At 39.2% G+C, this 21,825-nt stretch carries 20 protein-coding genes and 1 pseudogene; 8 read left to right on the plus strand and 13 right to left on the minus strand.

The genetic code is table 11. The annotated features are described in order from the left end of the window. Nucleotides 1-6: 6 nt before the first annotated feature. The 7 genes from GYM62_RS15365 to GYM62_RS15395 form a co-directional block, all read right to left on the minus strand. The gene (locus tag GYM62_RS15365; protein WP_219957049.1) at nt 7-1,461 is read right to left on the minus strand and encodes an IPT/TIG domain-containing protein; all 1,455 of its coding nucleotides are present in this window, start codon (nt 1,459-1,461) and stop codon (nt 7-9) included. Nucleotides 1,462-1,577: 116 nt separating this feature from the next. Then, nucleotides 1,578-2,285, minus strand: a complete 708-nt coding sequence (locus GYM62_RS15370) for a tRNA1(Val) (adenine(37)-N6)-methyltransferase (RefSeq protein ID WP_219957050.1) — start codon at nt 2,283-2,285, stop codon at nt 1,578-1,580. Further along, entirely contained in the window at nt 2,285-2,887 is a 603-nt protein-coding gene (locus tag GYM62_RS15375) for a DUF2179 domain-containing protein (protein WP_091653036.1), read from the minus strand. Before GYM62_RS15375 ends, GYM62_RS15370 begins: the two co-directional genes overlap by 1 nt. Before the next feature lie 70 nt (nt 2,888-2,957). Further along, nucleotides 2,958-4,124 carry an MFS transporter gene (locus GYM62_RS15380; RefSeq protein ID WP_219957051.1) on the minus strand — a complete coding sequence of 389 codons (1,167 nt, stop codon included), beginning with the start codon at nt 4,122-4,124 and terminating at the stop codon, nt 2,958-2,960. Nucleotides 4,125-4,414: 290 nt separating this feature from the next. Further along, nucleotides 4,415-5,443, minus strand: a complete 1,029-nt coding sequence (hemH, locus tag GYM62_RS15385) for a ferrochelatase (RefSeq protein ID WP_219957052.1) — start codon at nt 5,441-5,443, stop codon at nt 4,415-4,417. A 104-nt stretch (nt 5,444-5,547) separates the two neighbouring features. Next, nucleotides 5,548-6,783: a cation:proton antiporter gene (locus GYM62_RS15390; protein WP_219957053.1), complete on the minus strand. Its 1,236-nt coding sequence runs from the start codon at nt 6,781-6,783 to the stop codon at nt 5,548-5,550. A 6-nt stretch (nt 6,784-6,789) separates the two neighbouring features. After that, complete coding sequence (locus GYM62_RS15395) at nt 6,790-7,620, minus strand: universal stress protein (protein WP_219957054.1); 831 nt, start codon at nt 7,618-7,620, stop codon at nt 6,790-6,792. 212 nt (nt 7,621-7,832) lie between these two features. Between GYM62_RS15395 and GYM62_RS15400 the strand changes: the two genes are divergently transcribed. The 4 genes from GYM62_RS15400 (at nt 7,833) to GYM62_RS15415 (ending at nt 13,308) form a co-directional block, all read left to right on the plus strand. Next, nucleotides 7,833-9,425: a M14 family metallopeptidase gene (locus tag GYM62_RS15400; protein WP_219957055.1), complete on the plus strand. Its 1,593-nt coding sequence runs from the start codon at nt 7,833-7,835 to the stop codon at nt 9,423-9,425. A 3-nt stretch (nt 9,426-9,428) separates the two neighbouring features. Further along, the gene (locus tag GYM62_RS15405; RefSeq protein ID WP_219957056.1) at nt 9,429-11,171 is read left to right on the plus strand and encodes a M14 family metallopeptidase; all 1,743 of its coding nucleotides are present in this window, start codon (nt 9,429-9,431) and stop codon (nt 11,169-11,171) included. Nucleotides 11,172-11,395: 224 nt separating this feature from the next. Then, on the plus strand, nt 11,396-11,962 hold the full coding sequence (locus GYM62_RS15410; RefSeq protein ID WP_219957057.1) for a flavodoxin family protein: 567 nt from the start codon (nt 11,396-11,398) through the stop codon (nt 11,960-11,962). A gap of 164 nt (nt 11,963-12,126) precedes the next feature. Beyond that, on the plus strand, nt 12,127-13,308 hold the full coding sequence (locus GYM62_RS15415) for an ATP-binding protein (RefSeq protein ID WP_219957058.1): 1,182 nt from the start codon (nt 12,127-12,129) through the stop codon (nt 13,306-13,308). Between the two features lie 74 nt (nt 13,309-13,382). Here the strand turns inward: GYM62_RS15415 and GYM62_RS15420 are convergent, their stop codons facing one another. Further along, on the minus strand, nt 13,383-13,946 hold the full coding sequence (locus tag GYM62_RS15420) for a hypothetical protein (protein WP_219957059.1): 564 nt from the start codon (nt 13,944-13,946) through the stop codon (nt 13,383-13,385). A 523-nt stretch (nt 13,947-14,469) separates the two neighbouring features. Between GYM62_RS15420 and GYM62_RS15425 the strand changes: the two genes are divergently transcribed. After that, a complete protein-coding gene (locus GYM62_RS15425; RefSeq protein WP_219957060.1) occupies nt 14,470-14,751 on the plus strand; it encodes a DUF427 domain-containing protein in 282 nt (93 codons plus the stop codon). 10 nt (nt 14,752-14,761) lie between these two features. On the opposite strand, the gene GYM62_RS15430 is transcribed toward GYM62_RS15425, so the two are convergent. After that, nucleotides 14,762-15,880: a hypothetical protein gene (locus GYM62_RS15430; protein WP_219957061.1), complete on the minus strand. Its 1,119-nt coding sequence runs from the start codon at nt 15,878-15,880 to the stop codon at nt 14,762-14,764. Nucleotides 15,881-16,051: 171 nt separating this feature from the next. On the opposite strand from GYM62_RS15430, the gene GYM62_RS15435 reads away from it, so the two are divergent. Next, nucleotides 16,052-17,197, plus strand: a complete 1,146-nt coding sequence (locus GYM62_RS15435; protein ID WP_219957062.1) for an ATP-binding protein — start codon at nt 16,052-16,054, stop codon at nt 17,195-17,197. An 89-nt stretch (nt 17,198-17,286) separates the two neighbouring features. Here GYM62_RS15435 and GYM62_RS21170 read toward each other — a convergent pair whose 3' ends face one another. From GYM62_RS21170 to GYM62_RS15450, 3 genes are all read right to left on the minus strand, one after another. Further along, the gene (locus GYM62_RS21170; protein ID WP_219957063.1) at nt 17,287-17,394 is read right to left on the minus strand and encodes a cysteine peptidase family C39 domain-containing protein; all 108 of its coding nucleotides are present in this window, start codon (nt 17,392-17,394) and stop codon (nt 17,287-17,289) included. Between the two features lie 21 nt (nt 17,395-17,415). Next, nucleotides 17,416-18,399, minus strand: a complete 984-nt coding sequence (locus GYM62_RS15445; RefSeq protein ID WP_219957064.1) for a 6-bladed beta-propeller — start codon at nt 18,397-18,399, stop codon at nt 17,416-17,418. A 138-nt stretch (nt 18,400-18,537) separates the two neighbouring features. Beyond that, a complete protein-coding gene (locus GYM62_RS15450; RefSeq protein ID WP_255590396.1) occupies nt 18,538-19,722 on the minus strand; it encodes a hypothetical protein in 1,185 nt (394 codons plus the stop codon). A 179-nt stretch (nt 19,723-19,901) separates the two neighbouring features. Here GYM62_RS15450 and GYM62_RS15455 point away from each other — a divergent pair, with 179 nt between their 5' ends. Next, nucleotides 19,902-20,384: a helix-turn-helix domain-containing protein gene (locus GYM62_RS15455; protein ID WP_219957065.1), complete on the plus strand. Its 483-nt coding sequence runs from the start codon at nt 19,902-19,904 to the stop codon at nt 20,382-20,384. A 106-nt stretch (nt 20,385-20,490) separates the two neighbouring features. After that, a pseudogene (locus tag GYM62_RS15460) lies at nt 20,491-20,910 on the plus strand (IS30 family transposase); the annotation flags it as partial. Nucleotides 20,911-21,292: 382 nt separating this feature from the next. Here the strand turns inward: GYM62_RS15460 and GYM62_RS15465 are convergent. Then, entirely contained in the window at nt 21,293-21,772 is a 480-nt protein-coding gene (locus tag GYM62_RS15465) for a DUF4252 domain-containing protein (RefSeq protein WP_219957066.1), read from the minus strand. Between the last annotated feature and the right edge of the window lie 53 nt (nt 21,773-21,825).

Consider the following 21,825-nt stretch of genomic DNA (forward strand, 5'->3'; position numbering starts at 1 on the left):
CAAATTTTAAAATCCCTCAGGTGTAAATTTGTACATATTCATAGGATATGATCCTGCCAAGGTAATGTCTGGGACTCGCATAATGTATAATACTCCATCTTTGACGAAGTGCCCTACCAAAATACTTTGAGGTAAGCCCGGCATCGGATTTTTGGGTTTCCATGTAAGGGTATTCAGATTAAGCTCCCACAATTCATCTGATCTGCGATAAAGCCCAACATAAGCCTTATCTCCGATTACTCTGCCCATTCCATATCCATCACCCAGTCCGCCTGGATAACTGGAAACTATTTGCCAAGAATCGCTGGATGGAGTATAGGACCAAACTGATTTATCTTTCCCGATTACATAGGCTCTCCCTTGATAGATAAAGTGAGCATTTTCTGCATTGAAATTCTCAGGAGGTGTTCCTAGCGAACTCCAAACTTTGGTTACAGGATTATACTTTCTAAAAGATGCCTCATTACTTTGCTTAGTTCCCAAAACATAGAGCGTGGAGTTAATTTCAAAAGCTAAAGACTCCCTACTTTCAAAAGGTAAATCACCCAATTGTTCAAAACCAGAGTCTGTAATCCTCCAAAAGCTGGAATTTATGACAATGGGATTTCCAAGTCTGGCAGTTCCTCCACCAATATAGTTGTCCGTGAAAAAAGCATAAGACCTTGGAGAGCCGGGGAATTCCACTCTATCCCAAGTTTTAGTTGCTATATCATATCGCTGGAAATATTCTAATTGAAAAAGTCTTCTTTCAGACCCTAAACCTATATGAAGACCTGAGTTTCTCTGGAAAAACACATTGTCGTAAACCTTTATTTCCTGAGGAAAAGCGGTGATTAATTCATAAGTACCTACTCTATATTCAAATTTTTCAGGAAACTCTACTACATTATTTTGAACCTGAATTTTGATAGGAACCGTCACACCATCCTTAGGGGCAGGTATTCTTACCCGAATTCTGCTTTCTAGGGTAATGCTGATGATTTGAGCTTCCACAGAGCCAAAAAACACTTTGGTGTCTTTGGTGAAGTTTCTTCCGATAATGGTCATCTCCTGTCCAGTAGCCCCAAAAGCGGGACTAAATGACTCCAGACCAACCGGTAAAGTCCGAACTTCAAGTACATTTCCGAATTCATCTCCTGCGCCGGTATTGAAAAATGATTTGGCATAATAGAGTTGATTAACTTCCAAATCAGATACTTGCCCGATAAACCTTCCAGGGCCATCCTTTGCCCCTAAAGACAAGATGATGGGCGATGCAAAATTAGGGTCTTTAGAAAGGTAAAAACCATGATCCTGAACCTGCACGGATTGATTACTGATTACCCTTCCCAAAAGTCGAACTTGCTCACCACTGGCATATAGTATTTCTTCAGTGACTACAAATGTGGTTTCATTTTCTTCGGTACAGGCCCATCCCAAAAAAAGCATTGCTAAACAGCAAAGAGACAGAATTTTTTTCATAAAACTGGGGTAGCTAATAAGTCTCCAAAAATAGAGAAATACCTATTTATTACAACCCTTGAACCTGAATCTTTCAGGGATTTAACATTCAACCTCAGTTTTTGAACGCGATCCTTTCAAAAACCTAATAAAAATCCAGAAATAAGGCTTTTATAAAGCTCCGAATAGTCTCCAGAATCTTCTTTTATGAAAATTCGAGTTTGCCTCTTTTCTTGAATAGTTCTGTGAAAGGATCTCACTATTCTGTGAATAGGTTTGCCAGGTCTATCCTGTACATGTATGTCCTTTCCAGAGTTAAAACCAAGTTTCGAAAATATCAACTCTAACTCTGCCATTTGGCGCGGTGGCAATATCACCCAAAACGCGCCATCCTTACTCAAAAGCTGGTCTACTGAACTTGCTAAATCCTCAAATGATAGACTGTCGGTATGTAATGCTTGGTTTCTCTTAGAATCTGGAGATTTCAAATGATCTGGGAAATATGGAGGATTTGAAACGATCAAATCGAAAGAGGACTTCTTCTTCAAATCCTGAATTGCCCCTTGTAAAATCTCTATCCTATCAGAAAAAATGCTTTGCTCAAAATTCATCTTAGCCTGCTCAAAGGCATCTTGATCAATTTCTATTGCAAAAATATTTGCTTGCTCAAAGCGCTGGGCCAACATCAAAGAAATGACACCTGTCCCAGTTCCTATATCCAGAATAGTTTTGGCATCTTCCCCCTCCGCTAATGATCCTAAAAGGACTGCATCGGTAGAAATCTTCATGGCACAGCGATCCTGTTCCACCCGAAACTGCTGAAACTGAAACCAGCTATTGCCCATCAGGTCCTGGCTTTACTAAATAATCTGGATTTGAATCGTGGCCTGTCCTCCATCACATTCAATTCATCCTCTGAAACCCGCTTTACGCTTTCTATCGTATAAAAAGCCTTTTCATCGATTTCCTTAACCTTTGCGATGAATTCCTGAAGATTCTCCCGCTTCATCACAGTAAAAAGTAGATTCACTTTTCCATACCTTCCTTCCGCTCCCACACTGGTAAACCTGTAATCTCTTTCCTTCATAAACTCTAATAATTTGGGTTCAGAAATTGGCGTAATGATTCTTACCAACACTCTCCCCAAGGCCAATTTTTCTTCGAAAAACATACCTACGTAAGTTCCTGTACCAAAGCCGGCAGCATAGGCAATGTAGGACATAGGATTATTGATATTTTGGAAGATTTGCCCGATAGCGAGCAACCAAATGAGCGCTTCAAAAAACCCTAAAAAAGGAGCGACATTCCGCTTTCCGCTCATCATAAACATGATGCGAAGGGTATTAATCGATACATCTCCGACCCTAGCTATGAATATCAAAGCAGGCATGATGACATAGTTGAAAAGCTGTTCGGAAACCCCTAATTCGTATAAGAAATCTTGCATTTGCCTTCGGTCTTGATGAAAGCACAAAGGTACCACTTTCCCGGCAAGGCGAGAAGAATATCTTCCAAACTCAGATTTTTCTATTTCGACCGGCTGGAATACCAAACGCCAAGAATTGAGCCGTCATGATGATCAAAAACCAAATCAACAAATCCCAATCTCCGATCAAATCCAAAGAAATCCCGAATAAAAGTGGGCCTAAAGCAGCTAAAACATAACCTGCAGATTGAACCATTCCGGAAAGCTTGGCCGTAGTCCTATCCTCAATGGTTCTAAGAGAAATTAAAGTATATGCAATACTCAAGCTGGCACCGCTCCCTATTCCTATGATGGTCAATGATACAAAGGCAACCCAATCCAGCTCAATGAAAAGCAATCCATAGCCTAAGAAATAAGCCAAGCCAACACCGATTATTACTCCAGTCTGTTCTTTTTGCTTGATCAAAAAATTAGGAGCGAAAAAGGTCCCCAAAAGCGAAATAAGCTGGGCATAAGATAAAGCAATCCCGGCTAATACAGGACTCATTCCTCTTGAGATCAACATGTCAGGAAGCCAGGTGACCATGGTAAAATACATGACTGATTGAGCACCCATAAACAAAGTGACCTGCCAAGCGAGGGTGGATTTCCAGACATTTTTGATAGCCTCATTGCTCAAATTTGCAGCTTTGGGCTTCAATTTTACTTGAGGAAACCAAACAGCCAAGGCCAATAGCATAACCAGAGACCAAGAAGCTAAAGAGCCTCTCCAACCCAAATTTAAATCTACAGCCAAAGGTACGCTCAGTCCAGAAGCGATGGCGGCAAAAAGCGACATGCCCGTGGATAGAATTGCGGTCATCAAACCCATTTTTTCCGGAATTCTGGCTTTGAAAAGGGGAATCATTAGCACATTGGCAATGACAATCCCGATTCCAGTCAAGGCAGTTCCAACAAAAAGCAGGGTTGTTCCCCCCAATACTCGAATAATTACACCAACTGTCAGCAGGGAAATACCCAGAAATATCGCTCTTGCATTCCCAATACGTTTTCCTATTGATGGCGCAAAGAGGGAGAAGATCGCGAAAGTGATCAATGAAAGCGTGGTAAGAAACCCAGCCAGTCCATTGGAAATATCCAAATCCTCCCGAATGAATGGAATTAGTGGTCCCACAGACGCGATAGAGGTTCGCAAATTGATAGAAATCAAAGCAATCCCAAAAATCAATAAGAGCTGGCTTTTTTTAGATGGAGTCAAAGAAGAGACATTAATTCAGTTTCCCTAATCTATTTTATGTTGGATACTTTTATTCGGATTAAAATTTTACAAAGTCTCCCCTCAAGCACTCCCTTTCTTCATTTCAGCTTTTAGACTTCAGCTTTCTCACTTTGAATTTCAGACTTCTAACTTCAGCTTTCAGACTTCTTGAGACCGTTTCGTTCCTCGCGGTGACGGCACTGCTTTCTACCTACTGCCTACTTTTCAGCCTTCTCATTTCAGCTTTCAGCCTTCCAATTTCAGCCTTCCAACTTCAGCTTTCAGACTTTTCAAGAATGTGTTTCCACCAAATCTTTCACACAGTCTATCCAAGTATCAGTAGAGTTTAGACTTGGAACCAAATCCCATTTTTCGCCTCCTAACTCCTCAAACTCTTCCTTGTATTCTTCGCCTACCTCCACGGTAGTTTCCAAACAATCCGCCACAAATGCCGGCGAGAAGACCAATACTTTTTTGACTCCTTGCTCTGCGAGCTCTTTGATTACATCTTCAGTATAAGGCTTGATCCAAGGATCCTTACCTAATCTGGACTGAAAACAAGTCATGACTTTGTCCTCCGGCAATCCCAGTTTTGCGGCCACTAAGCGTGTGGTATGAAAGCATTGAGCTCGGTAACAAAATTGGTTTTTAGGACCGTATTTATTACAGCAGGCTCCCAACTTACAATAATTATCCACCGACCCCTTCCGGATTTGTCTCTCTGGTAATCCATGATAAGAAAAGAGGTAACGATCATATTGATCTTGCTGCATCATCTCCTTACCCAATTCTTCCCACGCCTGAATGAACAATGGATGCTCTACAAAATTGCTGATAAAGGTAATCTCAGGAATAATCTGCCAGCCTCGAGCAATTTCCATTACCTTGTCAATCACGGAACCATTGGTTGCAGAGGCATATTGAGGAAAAAGTGGCAGAACGATGATCTTCCTCACCTTAGCATCCATCAACTCTTTCAATCCTGACTCAATACTTGGGCTTTGGTAGCGCATAGCCATGGAAACCAAATACTCCTCAGCGTCCAGCTTGGCAACCAGTTTTTCTTTTAAGTCTTCTGTATGAAAAAGCAGAGGTGATCCCCTGTCCGTCCAGAGTTTTCTGTATTCTTTAGCGGATTTTGGAGCCCGAAAAGGCGCAATAATCAAATTCACTAACATCCAACGGGGAATAAATGGAAAGTCAATCACTCTTCCATCCATCAAAAATTCCCGAAGATATTTTCTTACGTCTCCAGTTTTGGTGCTATCTGGAGTCCCTAAATTGACGAGTAAAACGCCAATTTTTCCGCTTTTGGCCATGATTTATTGTTTGATAATGGGTGTTGAACCTTTACAACTCAAAATTACGAGAGAAAGTTAAATCAAGCCAATTGAACCGACTTATATGACATTGATAAAAGCTTTTAGATTTTGAGCCTACCTGCCCAGCCCATCAAAGGACCTGAAGCAATGGAAGAAACTAATGCCAAAATCACCAAACCGATAAACAGAGAGTCTGAAACCAAGCCAGATTCCAATGCAATCAACCCCAATATGATATCCATGCTACCTCTGGTGCTCAAGCCGAAACCCACAATGATCGACTCTCTTCTAGGAACTTGGGCCAATCTACTTCCAAAGTAGGCTCCATAATACTTGGTCAATAAGCCGACGATGACAATCACTCCCGTCACTCCCAAATCAAAACTTTCAATAAAATTCACCTTCAATCCAATTGAAACAAAGAATATGGGAGCGAAAATATTATTGATAAACTGATGAAGAATCTCTTTGGCTTTTTCAGTCAAATACTCCGAATCTCCCAAGGCTACGCCTATGATAAAGGCTCCGAAAATGGCGTGAATTCCTATAAACTCTGTAAAGGAGGCTGCCAAAAAACAAATGGCTAAAGAAAGTGACAATAAGCCTCCCGGCCAGGCCATTTTTTTGTTTACCCATGGAAGTGTCTTATTGATCAAGCCTTTGCCAATAGTCAACATGATTAAGGTAAAAGCCAGCGTCAGACCGATAGTTGGCCAGACTCCCAAGCCTCCACTTCCTGATTCTGATAGGGAAAGAATCACTGAAAACACAATCCAACCCAATACATCCACAATCATCGCAGCGGCTATAATCAGTAGTCCGGTTTGGGTTTTGAATAAATTCAAATCCATCAAAATCCGGGCAACCACTGCCAAAGCCGTAATTCCTATGGCCAAACCAAAGAAGGTAGAAGCTACAATCCTGTCATTAATATTGACTCCCAAAAACTCCGGGAAGGCATAGGCTACCACAAACCCAGCAATAATGGGAAGCACCATGGAGGCTACCGCAATTTTGAGTGCATTTTTCCCTTGACTCCAGACAATCTGCAGTTCCACTTCAAGTCCTGCAATGAAGAGGAGCAAGACCACAGAAATCTGCACAAATCCATCCAATGCGATATTGGACATTTCATGCGAACCAAACAGATATTCCTGAAAGCCCGGCATTAAAGAACCCAAAATAGTGGGTCCCAAAACAATTCCTGCTAATATTTCGCCTACCACAGCAGGCTGCTTCAATTTTCTGGCAATCTCAGCAAAAACTCTGGCCATGATTAACATAGCCGCAAGTTGGAGGAGGAGATTGATGACCTCCTTATGGTTTAACGTTTCCATGGAGGCTTATTTTTTTACGATTAAAAGATTGCAAGGAAGGGTGCTGAGCAGCTCTTCCAAGTCATGCGGGAAAATCCTATCAAAGAAATTGAGCTTTCTTTCGTCTCCTACAACCAGCAGATTGGCATCAGTTTTTTCACAGAACCTTGCCAACTCCACAGCCCATTTCCCTCCGGTAACTTTTATATTAATTTTCAATTTTCCTTTATCTAGGTCTTTAAGAATTTGCTCCACATAGTCAATCTCATTCTGAACCAGCTGTCTTCTGGTATGAGCAATTTCTTCTTCCGAATCCTCACTAGCCGTTCCCATCTGCAAACCATACATTTTGATTTCATTCAAAATGGACACTTGGTCTGCCTTGACCACTTTTGAAAACTCCAAGCCATGCTTGATCACTTGAGGAGTGATTTCCAGCTGGGTTCCGTTAATGACCACTCTGGAAAACTCAGAGGTTTTAATTCTTGGCTCGATCAGGGTCAGTACCGAGCAGGGAGATTTTCTGATGATTTTTCTCCCGACAGAACCCATATAATACTTAAACAGACCTTCTTGTTTCAAAGCTCCAGCAACCAATAGATCCACCTTTTCCTCTCTGCAAGCCTGAAGAATCATTTTTACAGGCTTTCCTTCCTTCCACAAGACTTTGGTTTTCGCGGGATCACATTGGTTTTTTTCAATTAATTCAGTCAGCTTTTTCTCTAATTCGGGCGTTTTGACACCTACATGAATCAGAATCAATTCCGAATCAAAAAGCAATACCAGCCTTTTGACTTCAGCAATAAGCGCCTCAATTCGAGGTGAAAATGCTATTGCAAGGGCAATTTTTTGATACATAAAGGTTGATGGGTTTAATTCAAATAAACGAAAAATAGTGAACCTAACAACAAAAAAATGCTTCCCGCCATTTATCCAAAGCTGTTCCCACTCACGCATATTTATGGCTTCCAGAAAAACAGACCTGCATTTTGTCCTTAATTTTTAATAAAATTCAGGAGAAATAATCTTTGAAAAATCATACAAAACAGAATTTTAAACTCAATTGATTTATGAAAAAAATCGTACTCGGTTGCCTGATGGCTGTCGGTATGGCCTGGTCGGGAGCAGCTTCGGCTCAATCCGATTATCCCACACTGAGCCAGCTCAATCAGCGCCTGCAGCGAATAGGCTCCAATGCCTCTGCTGAATTAAAGTCCCTCACCAAAACCCCGGGGGGAAAAGATATTTGGGTTTTGAAAGTTGGTACTGGCGATAAAGACCAAAAGCCAGCTATTGCAGTAGTCGGAGGGGTAGAAGGATTTCACGTTCTCAGCGTAGAATTGGCTACAAGATTTGCTGAAGATCTGATTAGCAAACATGCATCTGCATTGGAGAATACCACATTTTATATTTTCCCAAATATGTCTCCTGATGCTTACGAGCAATATCATGCCTCTCTGAAATATGAAAGAAGGGGAAATGCAGCATCTGTAGACCATGATCGTGATGGCAAGGCAGGAGAAAATGGCTATACTGACCTCAATGGAGATGGATACATTACCTGGATGAGAGTTGAAGATCCAATGGGAGACTACATGCTATCCAAGGAAGATGAACGGGTACTGGTCAAAGCAGACAGAAGCAAGGGAGAAGCTGGAAAGTATTTCGTTTACAAGGAAAGTAAAGACGATGATCAGGATGGAAAGTTTGCCGAAGACTTGAAGGAGGGTATTGCATTCAACAAGTCCTTAACTTATAAATTCCCGGTTTTCCAGCCATTGGCAGGTGATATTCCTGTCTCTCAGCCAGAATCTAGAGCCATGTTGGACTATCTTTTTGACCAATGGAACATTTTTGCCTTTGTGACCTTTTCGCCTGCAAACAATCTTTCATCTCCATTGAAATACAATGCAGGTGAAGCAAGAAAGCGGGTAGTCACTTCTATTCTGGAGAAAGATCAGGCAATAAATGCTATGGTTTCCGGGATCTACAATGAAACTGTTTCTCAGAAAGCCTATCAGCAAACAAATCAGGGCACAGACGGGGACTTTTTCCAGTGGGCTTATTTCCATTTTGCCCGCTTGAGTTATAGCACTCCTGCTTACTGGACTCCTGAATATAAAGGAAAAAGCAATCCTGAAGCTACCTATTTAGCCTGGGCTGATTCACTGGGCTGGAAGGATGTCTTTGTTCCTTGGAAGGAAATTTCACATCCAGATTTCCCTGGCAAAAAAGTAGAAGTGGGAGGTATTAAGCCATTTGTCATGCACAACCCTCCTTTTGAAAAAGTAGAAAAAATCGCTGAAGAACATACCGATTTCATTCTTAAGCTGGCTGAAATGCAGCCTAAATTACAAGTGCAGAATTTGAAGATTGAATCTTTGGGGAACGGTTTAACCCGTGTGAGTTTGGATTTATTCAACAACTCTCCACTTCCTACACACTCAGAAATGGGAGAAAGATCCAGATGGCTTCGCAAAATCCGTGTGGACATGAACGCACCGGCGGACAGAATGATTTCCGGGGAAAAAATCCAACTGATTGATTCTATCGATGCTTTCGGAAAAAGCAGTTTAAGCTGGATCATCAGAGGAAAAGGAGATGTCAGCATCAAAGCAGGAGCACCTCATGTGGGCTTTATCAACGCAACTTTCAAACTCTAAGCCATGAAACAGATAAAAACAAAGAACTTAATTCTTGCCTTGGCCATGAGTGCATTAGGCTTTGGCCAAATAGAAAGCCAGGCTCAGGAAAAGTTTTTCAGGGCAGTGGGCACACCCCATCAACCTAAAGTAGAAACCGCCTGGAACAGGTATTATACTTACGAAGGACTGGTGGATGTCATGCAAAAAATCGCAAAAGCACATCCCAAATTGGCAAAAATAGAAGCCATCGGAAAATCTTATGAAGGAAGAGATATTATGACTCTGACCATTACAGATTTTGAATCCGGAAAAGATACAGACAAGCCAGCCATGTGGATTGACGGGAATATTCACTCCAATGAAATTCAGGGTGCTGAGTTTGCCTTGTACACAGCCTGGTATTTGACGGAAATGCATGAAAGCAATGAGTTTATCCAGCAACTCCTAAAGGATAAAACTTTCTATATCACGCCTACGATTAACCCGGATGCTAGAAATGATTTCTTTTTGAAGCCAAATACTCAAAACACTCCTCGCTCTGGTGTAATGAAGCTGGATAATGACGGAGATGGCTTGGCAGGTGAAGATGAAATGGACGACTTAGATGGAGATGGACATATCACCATGATGATTAGAAAATCACCAACCGGTAGATATATCAAAGACCCATTGGATCCTAGAAGATTGGTTGCTGTAGGTCCTGATCAGGTAGGAGAATATGAGATGCTGGGACAGGAAGGAACCGACCTCGATGGAGACGGAAGAATCAATGATGATGATGTAGGTTATTACGATCCCAACAGAGATTGGGGCTGGAATTGGCAACCTGACTATATTCAAAGAGGAGCTCTTCGCTATCCTTTCACTTTACCAGAAAACCGCTCTGTGATGGAGTTTGTGATGAAGCATCCAAACATTGCCGGTGCCCAGAGTTATCATAACTACGGAGGAATGATCCTAAGAGGCCCAGGTGCTGAGGAGGATGTCAATACCTACAATCGTGAGGATATCAGAATTTATGATGCCATTGCAAAAAAAGGTGAAGAAATGATGCCAGGATATAGGTATTTGACAGTTTACAAGGACCTTTATTCCGTATTTGGAGGCGAATTGGATTGGTTTTATGGAAACCGTGGGATATTCACTTATTCCAATGAGTTGATGATTTCCTATTTATACTTCCATCAGAATGCAGGTCGAGGCAATCAGGAAGAACAATTGAAAGTAGATCAGCTTTTGACTTTTGGTGATGCCTTTGTGGATTGGAAAAGTTATGAGCACCCACAGTTTGGAGAGATCGAGATTGGTGGTTTCAAGAAAACCTTTGGAAGAGCCCATCCAGGCTTCTTGATGGAGCAAGACGCACACAGAAATTCTGCCTTTACTATTTACCACGCTTATCATACTCCGAAACTTTCTGTCATGGATGTAAAGGAGGAAGATTTGGGAGGCGGACTGAAAGCAATCACAGCGACCATTTTCAATGAAAGAATGATGCCTACGCATTCCTCTCAGGATTTGAAATACAATATCGAAAGACCAGACTATGTGAGCATCTCCGGTGCAAAAGTGGTGGCTGGATTTGTAGTAGAGGACGAGGATTTCAAACGCTATAAAGAACAAAAACACTCACCGGAAAAAATTGCGGTGGAAAATATCCCTGGAATGAGTGCGGTGAAAGTTCGCTGGATTGTATCCTCAGGATCTAATTACAGCATCAGCGTCGATTCCGCCAAAGGTGGAAAAGCTAGTTGGAAGAAGTAAGGAAATCTGAATGACAAAACATAAATCCCGCTAATAATTATTGGCGGGATTTTTTTGTAAAGTTTTAGACAATGAATCAATTAACCACGAAGTGGTTAAACCTCTCAATAACCGCCAGTGAAACTGGTGGTATGATGACGCTCAAATTTGGCGCATCTCAACTCTAAAGGAGTTGAACTCTTTTTCTCCCCTCAAATCCTTATATTCAAGGTAAATATGTCACTATGCTACGCTGCATTTTCACTTTTACTCTTCTTTTTTACTCGGTGGGGATATATGCTCAGGAAAGGCCGAAGATTTTAATCACTTATTTTTCACAATCAGGAAACACACAACAAATGGCAGAGGCTGTAGCAAGAGGAGCCAACTCTGTCGATTCAGTAGAAGTACTTTTATTGGCTATCGAAGATGTAAAGGTCGAAGATTTACTTCAAGCAAAAGGTATCATCTTAGGTTCACCAGTGTACAATGGCAATCCGGCACCCCCAGTTTTGGAATTCATCAATTCATGGCCTTTTGAAGGGAGACCCTTGAAAGATAAAATAGGGGCAGCTTTTTCTACCGGAGGAGGAATCTCTATCGGCGAAGAAGGAGTCCTGCTTTCTATCTTGAAGTCTATGCTAATTCACGGGTTGTTAGTCATGAGTGGGGAAGAAGTCGAAGCAGCTTTTGGAGCTTCCGCAATCACCGATGAAGGCCCCTTTCAAATGGATTCACTTGATCCGATATTTTTGAAGAAAGCTGAAAATTTGGGAAAACGTGTTGCGAACAGAGTCCTTAGCTTTCAATAGATCTACCTAAAATTAAAAGGCATTTTTTTAACAACTCATTATGCCTACATCATTAAACTTCCATATAACAATGAAATACATATTTTGCTTTTTATAAAAAGCATTATTACAAAATAGTTTTTTAAAAAACCATTTTATATTTTTGCTTTCTCAAGAAATCGCCTATGAAGCATCTCATAGAAAAGTCAGACAGAAAAATTCAGCTTGTAAAAGGGAAACCTAAGCGGTACTTATTTGACAAAATTGACTGGAGCCAACGGCTGATATTGATCTTGGGGTACCGAGGTGTTGGAAAAACAACTCTCCTACTGCAATACCTTTCAGATTCAAATACTAAGGGAATTTATTTAAGCTTAGATGATTTTTTCTTTGAGTCCAATAGATTAATTGAAACTATCTATACACTCTATCAAGAGGGCATTCGATTGTTCTTGTTAGATGAAGTACACCGTTACTTTTATTGGTCAAAAGACCTTAAGCAACTTTACGACGATTATCCTGATATACAGGTAGTTGCCACAGGGTCCTCTATTCTTGACTTGTCAAAAGGAAATGCGGATTTATCAAGAAGAGCATCTGTTTATAAATTGAATGGCCTTTCTTTCAGAGAGTTTTTACTTTTTGAGAAAAAATTAACTATCCAGCAGCTCTCCTTGGAGGATATTATTCAAAAACATTCGACAATCGGACCGGAGATATTGGATATAATAAATTATCCAGAAGATTTTGGAAACTATTTAAAATATGGATTCTTCCCGTTTTTCAGAGAAGCAAAAAGCACTTATTACCAAAAGTTGGAAGAAACCATCAATCTAGTAATTGAAACGGATATAGCACCTTTTGAAGATTTGCAGCATTCCACTGTAAGAACCATGAAAAAACTACTTTTTGTCATCAGTGAATCAGTCCCTTTCACCCCTAATATTAACAAGCTTTCAGAAAAATTAGAAGCCCCCAGAAACACCATTTTGAGGCTTTTAGATTATTTAGATCAAGCACAAATTCTAAATTTGTTGAGATCTGATGCGAAGGGTACAAGCTTTTTACAAAAGCCGGAAAAAATCTTTTTAAACAATCCGAATTTCATTCATCTCTTCTCTCCCACACAACCTGACTTAGGAAATATCAGAGAAACCTTTTTCTACAATCAAACCAGCACCGTGCATGCCGTAACTTCATCCAAATACTCCGATTTTTTGATCGACGAAAGCTATGTCTTTGAAATCGGAGGACCTTCGAAAAGTACTGAACAAATTAAAGGCTTACCCAACGCGTATCTGGCTTTGGATATTAAGGGAGGAAATCAGAAGCGGATTCCACTCTGGTTGTTTGGCTTTTTATACTGAGCCAAAAAACCTAGACAAAAAAATAACCCCGCCTCAGACCAAAGCGGGGTTGTATACAATTGGTTAGTTTTCAATTAAAGGGCAGACATATATTTGTCAAAACCGTTGTCTGTGGAAACTTTGAATCGAATGTCAGTTCCTACATTCTGAATAGTATAAAGTTTGTGCAATCCCTGAGGATCCTCTACTCTTTCAGAGTGAATCAATTTGTCTCCATCGAAAATCGAAACTGTAATTTCTTTAGCGTCTAAGTTGCTTACAAGCAAACGGTATTTGTTAGCCTCAACTTTAGTCACTCTTGAATACACAGAAGGAGTTTCAGCGATGAAGTTTTCGAAAGTAGCAGTTCTTAGAACTCCAGACTGATCTAAAACTTCCACTGAATAAGTACCTTTAGGCAAAGCCGTCAAATCGTATCTTTTTGCAAAAGCTTCATCTTTCACGATTCTGTCTCTCAGTACTAATCTGTTGTCACTATCCATGATTTTTACAATCACAGTTCCCAGTGGCGCTTCTGATACTGCCACAGTTACTTTCGAAGGTTCTGACTGTCTGATTTCAACAGTCTTTTCTGATCCTCCTGCAAAGGCTCCTGTTACCATCCCGGCAACAAAAAGCATAGTCATTAATGATTTCATAATAATTGGTTTAATAGGTTCTTAGATTTCTGTTTTAGTGTAACCCGGAATGGCTGATCCATTCGGAAGGTATTTTGGGTCACAGGGTCCATCGGGTCTGATGGTTTTGTTTAATTAACATTACAAAGGTAGCTAACGGGATCTTAATTACAAATGTTTCAAAAAAAATTATGTTTTATTTGATATTCCTCAATTTTAAAGCACATTTATTGAAAATACAATAATTATTTCCCGCTATCGATTGCGAAAGACATGAAATATCGCAAAAGATATATTTTAAAGAATTTAATTTTTATTTTACCTTATTTACAGAATCATGTCATGACATGAAATTAGATTTAGCCTATTTCGCAATCGATTGTACCAAAAAAATATTTTTTCAATCTTTTTCATCAATTGTGGTGTTTTATAAGAAAAGCGGGAATTAATCAATGTTTCAGCGGAGAATAGAACCTGAAATCAGCTCTTTTAGAAGTAGGGTTATTCTCGTCTCAGGAGGAATTCACATTTAATAAAAATACGTATGAAAGCTATTTGGAATAATCAGGTGATCGCAGAATCGGATCAAACAGTTGTCATAGAAGGAAATCATTATTTCCCCCGGGAAACTGTAAAAAAAGAATACCTAAAAGAGTCCGACACACATAGCACCTGCCCTTGGAAAGGTCAAGCTTCTTATTACAGTGTATTGGTAGATGGAGAGCTGAACAAAGATGCTGCTTGGTACTATCCTGACCCAAAGCCCGCCGCTTCAGTAATCAAAGATCGAATAGCTTTTTGGAAAGGGGTGAAGGTGACCGAGTGATTAGCTAAAACTATTTCAATCTAAAAATCCCATATCTAGTGAAATCCTCTTCTTCTTCTGGGTTTAGTAATTTGATTAAAAGCGTATCGTCAGGTAAAAGCATAGCTATCTCCCTATAAGGTAATTGGATATCTTCTCCAACCTGTTTACCATTTCTGATCAAAATCAATCGACGGTAGGATGGATCGCCAAAGTGATGATAGTTTCGGTTTTCAGCTATTTTCTGTTCATAAACTTCAGGTGAAATAGCTCTGATGTATTCCAACAGGACAGTTCCATCTGATAAAACGTAAATATTATCATTTTTAGCTCCAAGATTAATTGGGCCCTTAGAAGCTATATTATTCAAAGAAATTCTGGAGGATTTCAGTACGGGGAAGTTTTCGTGGCGGATTTTGAGAGCTTCGGTTTTCTTTTTAGATCTCAGGTCTATTATTGAAATTTCATCGTCTAAAGTAGTGGTCAGATATAGTTTCCCCCGGCTTTTGTCTAGAGAATAAACAGGTGCATAAATTGAATGAATTGAAGGATCCAGTTTAGAAAAATTTGACCGACCTGAAACTGGCGCAAAGTTGTATGTCTTTTCATTTTTTGGATTGAAAACTTCTATTAGGTTTTCTTTTAGAAAATCTGTGAACCCAAAAAAAGTGGAATATCCGGAAGGTTGACTGATAAAGGAGTTATCTCCCTTCACCCCATTTTCATAGAAGTACGTCAGTTTTTTAGGACTATAGAGAGAGACAGTGTACTTGGATCTAAAAGGAATCTTTTTCGTTTTCTTCAAATTTTGATCATACCTGTAAAGATTGTGGCTGGAATGAACCCATATAGTTCCATCTTCTGCAAAGGCAATTTGATTGATAGATTCTACGATCTGATTTGGCCCCTCTCCTTGCAATTTTTCCGAGACTAAGACTTTACCATTTTCTGAGAACAAGGCAATTTTGTTTCCTTTACTCCCTTCATTGATAAATCCCAAATATTGTTTTTTGGCAGGATAGTAGTCTAAAATCTTAACTGGGTTTAAAAGATCAATTTTGAATTCAGCTATTTTTGAAAAGGTGGTTTGGGCGAAGGACGACGAAAAGCACAAAAATAAAGCGAGTGCTATAGGAATAAAATTTTTCATTTTCTTAGACTAACTTCTTTCACGAACTTGAAGATAGCTAAAAAATCTAAAAGTTTAGCCATGCGATTATCGGACAACCTTCCTCTCTTTTTCTATGAAAACTATCATTATATTCACCATTAAGCATACTTTTTGGTGAATTCATTCACTAAAAAGTATTACTTTTGGTGAATGAATGAAATAAGGATTCCGAGAATATTCGAAAACAAGATTTCTGCAAAGCTATTTAAGGGGAAGACTATTGTTCTGATCGGGGCAAGGCAGGTTGGAAAAACAACTTTGATTCGTGAAATACTAGAAGATCGGGAGTTTTTGTTTCTGGATGGTGATGATCCTTTAGTTAGACGGCAATTGACCAATCCCAATACGAAGCAAATCGAAACCCTGCTTGGCAATTCCAAAATTGTCTTTATTGATGAAGCCCAACGAATCGAAAATATTGGTATTACGGCCAAGATTATTCACGATCAATTCAAAGATGTACAATTGATTCTGAGTGGTTCTTCTGCCTTTGAGCTTCGAAACAATACCCATGAGCCCCTCACAGGCAGAAAGTTCGAATACTTTCTTTTCCCTATTTCTTATGAAGAATATGAGCAATCGGTAGGGTATTTGGATGCGTTGCGAGATTTGGAAAATCGCTTGATTTATGGCTACTATCCGGATGTCATTAATCACCGTGGGGAAGAGCGGGATATTCTAAATGAAATCACGCAAAGCTATCTGTTTAAGGATATTCTTTCTTTTGCTTCCATCAAAAAGCCTGAGGTTTTGGAAAAAATCCTTCAAGCACTTGCCTTCCAAATAGGTTCGGAAGTCAGCTACAATGAATTGGCACAGTTGACCGGAGTGGATAAAAACACGGTTTCGAGCTATATCCGACTATTGGAGCTCAGCTGCATCATTTTCCCACTTCATTCCTTCAGCAGAAATCTTCGAAATGAAATAAAGACGACCCGGAAAATTTATTTTTACGATAATGGAATCCGAAATGCGTTGATTCAAAACTTCAATCCTTTCGAATTTCGAAATGATGTTGGTGCCTTGTGGGAAAATTTTTTGATCACCGAGCGAATGAAGCGAAATCATTACCATTCGGCCTATGCAAATTCATTCTTTTGGAGAACAAAGCAACAGCAAGAAATTGATTACTTGGAGGAAGCAGGTGGGCGGATTTCGGCCTTTGAATTTAAATGGAACCCCAATGCCAAAATCAAGAAACCATCTGTATTTTTAGAAGCCTACCCAGCTGACTTTCAAGTAATTTCCCAAGATAACTTTAGAGACTTCGTGGGAATGGTGTTAGAGTCAAGATAAATGATTGAATATTCATCCCTCAAGTCAATTGCATCCCTAATCTTAAATAAGTTGCTTCCTTCCCGGGTAGTCTCCAATATTTCACGGATTTATTTTAAGGAAATAAGCTTGCCATGGTGCTTTGCGATTATTCTCAAGCAAATAGGCCCACAGTCTTTGGAGTTTGGTTGGTTGTTATGGGGGAAGGAATTTTTCAAAACAATAATTTAGTCTCTTTACTACATTATGCGGTAAAATACAATTTGTGGATTTTTCTCTAAGCCATTCTCCTTATCCCTAATAATGGAAAAATACCTATCTTCTTTAATAGGCCTTGGAATCATTTCATCTGTCATCTCCTGATTGAATAATTTCTTTAAATGACCTAAGGGACTATTACTTTCTAAATCAATCACAAAAAGATAAGGATAGTTGTCATAAATCACGCGTAAAAAAGCATATTTATCAGATATCACTATTTGGCTTATACTCAATTGCATTGAACTATCAAAACCAATTAAATGAATTAAATACTCTGGGGTCAATTTACCGTCTTGATGTCTAAAAATCGTATCTCTATCGGTATGAGAAGAAATCTCTCCCCGAATAATTGGCATGTAAAATAAGCTTGAATTACCTACTCGGCTTAATATCCTGGGAATGGGATGGATAATGTTGAAATTAGAATGAAAACTGTAGGCGGGGCTTTCATTATTCACAATTTCAAGACTATTGGGTTTAGGTGAGTTTATCATCACCTCTCTAGGATGCTCTTTTGTTCCATTTATTGTTTCCTGAACTACCAGAAGCGTATCATTTTCTTTATAAAAAGATATAGGATGCCCCAGAAGTTTACTGCTTGTTGATTCAAATTTTCCTTCGAGGCTGTAAGTGAGAATAACCATTTTCTGCCAATCTGCCACATAGACAATGTTTTTCTTTTCATCTAAGTGAAGTGCATAGGGCATAGCATATTCATCTGGCCCTTCACCAAACTCTCCAATTTTCAAGAGAAACATACCATTATTATCAAATTTTAATAACCCTTGTTTTCTATCTAAAAGAAGGAAGAAGTTTTGCGAAAAAACCAAGTCTTGGATTGATGTAAGGGGAGGGTTTCCAAGAACCTCAAGGTTAATAGAGTCTAGTATTTCAATAATGAACTCTGGTGAATCGCCTTTCAAAAATTCAACATGAATTTCTACAGTATTAGCGGATTCCATTGTTCCGGTGTAGTCCTTTTTCTTACAGTATTGAAATAGGCTAGCTAAAATTAAAAAGAAGAATAATGTGGTATTTTCATTTTACATTTTCGAACCTTAGCTAACATGAGAGAGAGTAGTTTAATTTTAATCTGTCAGTTATTTTACCGCATTTAGTGCAACTCGAAACAGCCTAAAATAATCTCGCTCAACCTCCTCATCAGCCTTTTCCATCATCCAGAGTTGTCCATCTCGCAAAAGCATGCTGCTAGGCTCCAATCCCTGAGGAACAAAATCATTAAGAATATTTCCTGAAGAGTCAACTATTGCGATACGAGAAGGGTACTTTTTTTGCATCCTCTCTCGAAAGTCTTTGGCCTCGTCTTGAGATTTGTTTTCAAAATTGGTTTGTGTATCAAGTTGGTCGTACCCAGGAAAATATGCTACTAGAAAGAAGTTTTGAAATTTTTTAATATTTAAAATCATTCCTGAGGTAAATCGAAGTCCAAAAAATGAAACATCTTCAGAATATTCATCAGCACCTTTGAAATAGTTGTAACCCTTTAAATCTATGGGCAGAGTAGATTCTATTTCATAGGGAGGAGAAGCTTCAAACGTATAAATCACAGGTTCTAAACCGAATGCTACATGAATTTTTTTATTTTCTATGTGAAAAACCGGATCCCATGCATTTCGGAAAAAATACTTTCCACTTTTAAAAATACTGCTTTCTGGAAATTTAATGATCCCTTCTCTTTCCCCTGTTGCAGGATCTAACAAGTCCAATAAGTACATTTCATCATATCTACTCTTATTTGAATAATCGTTATCCTTGGGGGAATCCTGATTGATGTATACATATTTATCTCCCATTTTTTCCATCCCATGGCCCATCAACAAAGGGGAATAATTTGGAACTTGAAAATTAATATGTTTCACTTTTGAAATCAGTCTTCCATCAAAATTGTAGGTCATAAAACCATTATAACCATTGGCCAAAAATGAATTGTCATCGACAATTCTCAAAGTAGATGATAAAGAAGAATAAGTGTCGGGGTAATCCCCTGTTTTAGAAAATGAGGAGAAAACCAAACCTTCAAAATCGGCCAAATGGATATCTTCTGAAAACATGGAATAATTATGTACAAAAAGTATGGTCTTAAATTCAGGATGAATATCGTGAACATTGGGATTTCCTAAAAAATCTACTTTAATACTATCCAGCTTAACTAATTCGGGAATTTCAATTGATTTTAATCCCTCAACTTCTTCAGAGGATTTACCATCAGAGTTGCAGGAGAAAAAAAGAATTGAAGAAAAAAACAGCAAATAAAAAGATCTCATAGAAATTAGATTCAAGGAGTTAAAAAAAGGAGAGAATGAGGATCTCATTCTCTGAAACCATATTAAAACTTGATTTCCTAATTTAAAACCCAGATTCAAGTAATAATTGCAACACTAATAGTTTAAGGAAGGAAGCCTAGGCTTCCTTCCTTAGGCTGAATAATTAAATTAGTGTTGACATGCAAAAATTCAATCAGCTCAGCCTAGAGCAAAGATATCAAATCGAGGTTTTAAACAAAGAGGGATTCAGTCAAACTGCAATAGCCTGTCGGGTCGGCGTACACAAAAGTACCATCAGTAGGGAACTGAAAAGAAACACTGGGAAACGGGGACGTAGTGCAGGAAATTACTCAGCACGCATAGCAATGAACCGGGCTCAAGAACGCCATAAATACAAACCCAAACACAGACGGTTTACCGAGGTAATGAAGGAGCAGAGCAGAATCTGGCTGGAAGATGAAAAACTGAGTCCGGAACTGATTGCCGCCAGGTGGAGAGTCAATGGCCAACGGGAGTGTCCCATGAGACCCTCTACCAATGGATCTGGCTGGCAAAAAAAAGTAACCATTGGCAGTTCAGGAAGGATAGAGGATTATACAAACATCTCAGACACGGTAAAAGAAAACGTAAAAGAGGTAATTACAGGGATTCCAGAGGACTGATCAAAGAAAGAGTTTCCATTGAAAAAAGGCCTCCCGTAGTGGAGCAGAGGCAGCGGATCGGTGATATTGAAGTGGATCTGATGATGGGTAAAACCATCAATCGGCACTTCTGGTACTGGTAGACCGGGCTACTTTAATCACCACGTTGGAAAAGTTAGAGGGTAAGAACGCCGATGTCATTGAACAGAAAATAACCAGAAGAATCGAACGGATTGGCGCCTCATTTTTTAAATCAATCACGTTCGATAATGACAAAGCCTTCGCAAACCACCATCGAATCAGGGATAAATTCAACCTGCCAACCTTTTTTACAAGGCCCTATACGTCTCAGGATAAAGGAACGGTGGAAAACAGAATTGGATTGATCAGGGCTTTTTTACCCAAAGGAACAGACCTGAATCAGTACTCGGTGGAACAAATTCAATCCATAGAATTAAAAATCAATAACAGACCCGTTAGAAAGTTTGATTACCTTAGTCCATTACAAAAACTCAAACAAAAATTAGGTGTTGCATTTATGAATTGAACACGGCAAAAATTAAGCAATTACTTTGAACTTAAATCTTAAGTTATCATTAGAATTAACATTTTATAACTATCCGATTCATTTCAGAAACCGAATCCTAGTTCAATTGGATACCTGCCGGCTGATTCTTCAACTTAAGCTGTGGTTTTTAGGATTTGAAAAATTTATTTTGGCCAGACTGACTCATTGAGATAAAAAAAGCAAGGATTTACCCTTGCTTTTTAGATTGAACTCTACTGTCCCATATTTTTCGGCTTTTCGAAAGCAGAGTATGGATATCTCGTGAACTGTGTCAATTATTCGAAAATTTAGGAAAAGGAGAAAAATTAATCTAAAACATCTACTTCCAGTCAATAGCCCCTTTCCTTTAAAAATATTTTAATTACTTCCTCCCCTGCTTCATCGCCTCGGCCACCAGTTCTTGGGCAAATGAACCTTTGAGTTCGACGACCATCAAGTCGCCTTCATCTCCCCCTACCATCACTACCAAATCGGAAATGGTTTTTCCTCCTTTGGAATACACCACTATTTCACCTTTATCGGCCATCTCCATCAATAATTCATAGCGTTCTTTCTCTAATCCTTTTTTGAGCGCTTTGAATTCGACTCCACTCCGATCCGATTGCTCAGGTAGCTTGAAAAAATTCAGCTTCTCAATGGATTTGGCTACAGTAGCCATATCATCTTCATCAATATCAATTTTGAAACCCTCCGCAAAATTCAGGAAGTTTCCACCCAACTCCATGTTGAAGAAATCCTCATGTCCCTTGTATTTTTCTTTCAAGGCAGCGACACTTTTACTTTGAGCATTTGCAGCCAAGGCGAATCCCGCCAAGACAATTACTAAAATCAGCTTTTTCATTTTATGTAGGTTTAGTTTAATTATTTATTAAAGTCATTAAGAAAATTGCGACT

It is taken from the genome of Algoriphagus sp. NBT04N3 (assembly GCF_019443765.1).
Classification (GTDB): Bacteria; Bacteroidota; Bacteroidia; order Cytophagales; family Cyclobacteriaceae; genus Algoriphagus; species Algoriphagus ornithinivorans.

What these genes read in the sequence shown, in the direction of transcription:
- GYM62_RS15370 (WP_219957050.1), bottom strand. Translation starts at nt 2,285, where the DNA reads ATGGGCAATAGCTGGTTTCAGTTTCAGCAGTTTCGGGTGGAACAGGAT.
- GYM62_RS15465 (WP_219957066.1), bottom strand. Translation starts at nt 21,772, where the DNA reads ATGAAAAAGCTGATTTTAGTAATTGTCTTGGCGGGATTCGCCTTGGCT.
- GYM62_RS15400 (WP_219957055.1), top strand. Translation starts at nt 7,833, where the DNA reads ATGAAAAAAATCGTACTCGGTTGCCTGATGGCTGTCGGTATGGCCTGG.
- GYM62_RS15415 (WP_219957058.1), top strand. Translation starts at nt 12,127, where the DNA reads ATGAAGCATCTCATAGAAAAGTCAGACAGAAAAATTCAGCTTGTAAAA.
- GYM62_RS15430 (WP_219957061.1), bottom strand. Translation starts at nt 15,880, where the DNA reads ATGAAAAATTTTATTCCTATAGCACTCGCTTTATTTTTGTGCTTTTCG.
- GYM62_RS15405 (WP_219957056.1), top strand. Translation starts at nt 9,429, where the DNA reads ATGAAACAGATAAAAACAAAGAACTTAATTCTTGCCTTGGCCATGAGT.
- hemH (WP_219957052.1), bottom strand. Translation starts at nt 5,443, where the DNA reads ATGGCCAAAAGCGGAAAAATTGGCGTTTTACTCGTCAATTTAGGGACT.
- GYM62_RS15450 (WP_255590396.1), bottom strand. Translation starts at nt 19,722, where the DNA reads ATGAGATCTTTTTATTTGCTGTTTTTTTCTTCAATTCTTTTTTTCTCC.
- GYM62_RS15375 (WP_091653036.1), bottom strand. Translation starts at nt 2,887, where the DNA reads ATGCAAGATTTCTTATACGAATTAGGGGTTTCCGAACAGCTTTTCAAC.
- GYM62_RS15390 (WP_219957053.1), bottom strand. Translation starts at nt 6,783, where the DNA reads ATGGAAACGTTAAACCATAAGGAGGTCATCAATCTCCTCCTCCAACTT.
- GYM62_RS15365 (WP_219957049.1), bottom strand. Translation starts at nt 1,461, where the DNA reads ATGAAAAAAATTCTGTCTCTTTGCTGTTTAGCAATGCTTTTTTTGGGA.
- GYM62_RS15395 (WP_219957054.1), bottom strand. Translation starts at nt 7,620, where the DNA reads ATGTATCAAAAAATTGCCCTTGCAATAGCATTTTCACCTCGAATTGAG.
- GYM62_RS15420 (WP_219957059.1), bottom strand. Translation starts at nt 13,946, where the DNA reads ATGAAATCATTAATGACTATGCTTTTTGTTGCCGGGATGGTAACAGGA.
- GYM62_RS15455 (WP_219957065.1), top strand. Translation starts at nt 19,902, where the DNA reads ATGCAAAAATTCAATCAGCTCAGCCTAGAGCAAAGATATCAAATCGAG.
- GYM62_RS15445 (WP_219957064.1), bottom strand. Translation starts at nt 18,399, where the DNA reads ATGGAATCCGCTAATACTGTAGAAATTCATGTTGAATTTTTGAAAGGC.
- GYM62_RS15425 (WP_219957060.1), top strand. Translation starts at nt 14,470, where the DNA reads ATGAAAGCTATTTGGAATAATCAGGTGATCGCAGAATCGGATCAAACA.
- GYM62_RS15435 (WP_219957062.1), top strand. Translation starts at nt 16,052, where the DNA reads ATGAATGAAATAAGGATTCCGAGAATATTCGAAAACAAGATTTCTGCA.
- GYM62_RS15410 (WP_219957057.1), top strand. Translation starts at nt 11,396, where the DNA reads ATGCTACGCTGCATTTTCACTTTTACTCTTCTTTTTTACTCGGTGGGG.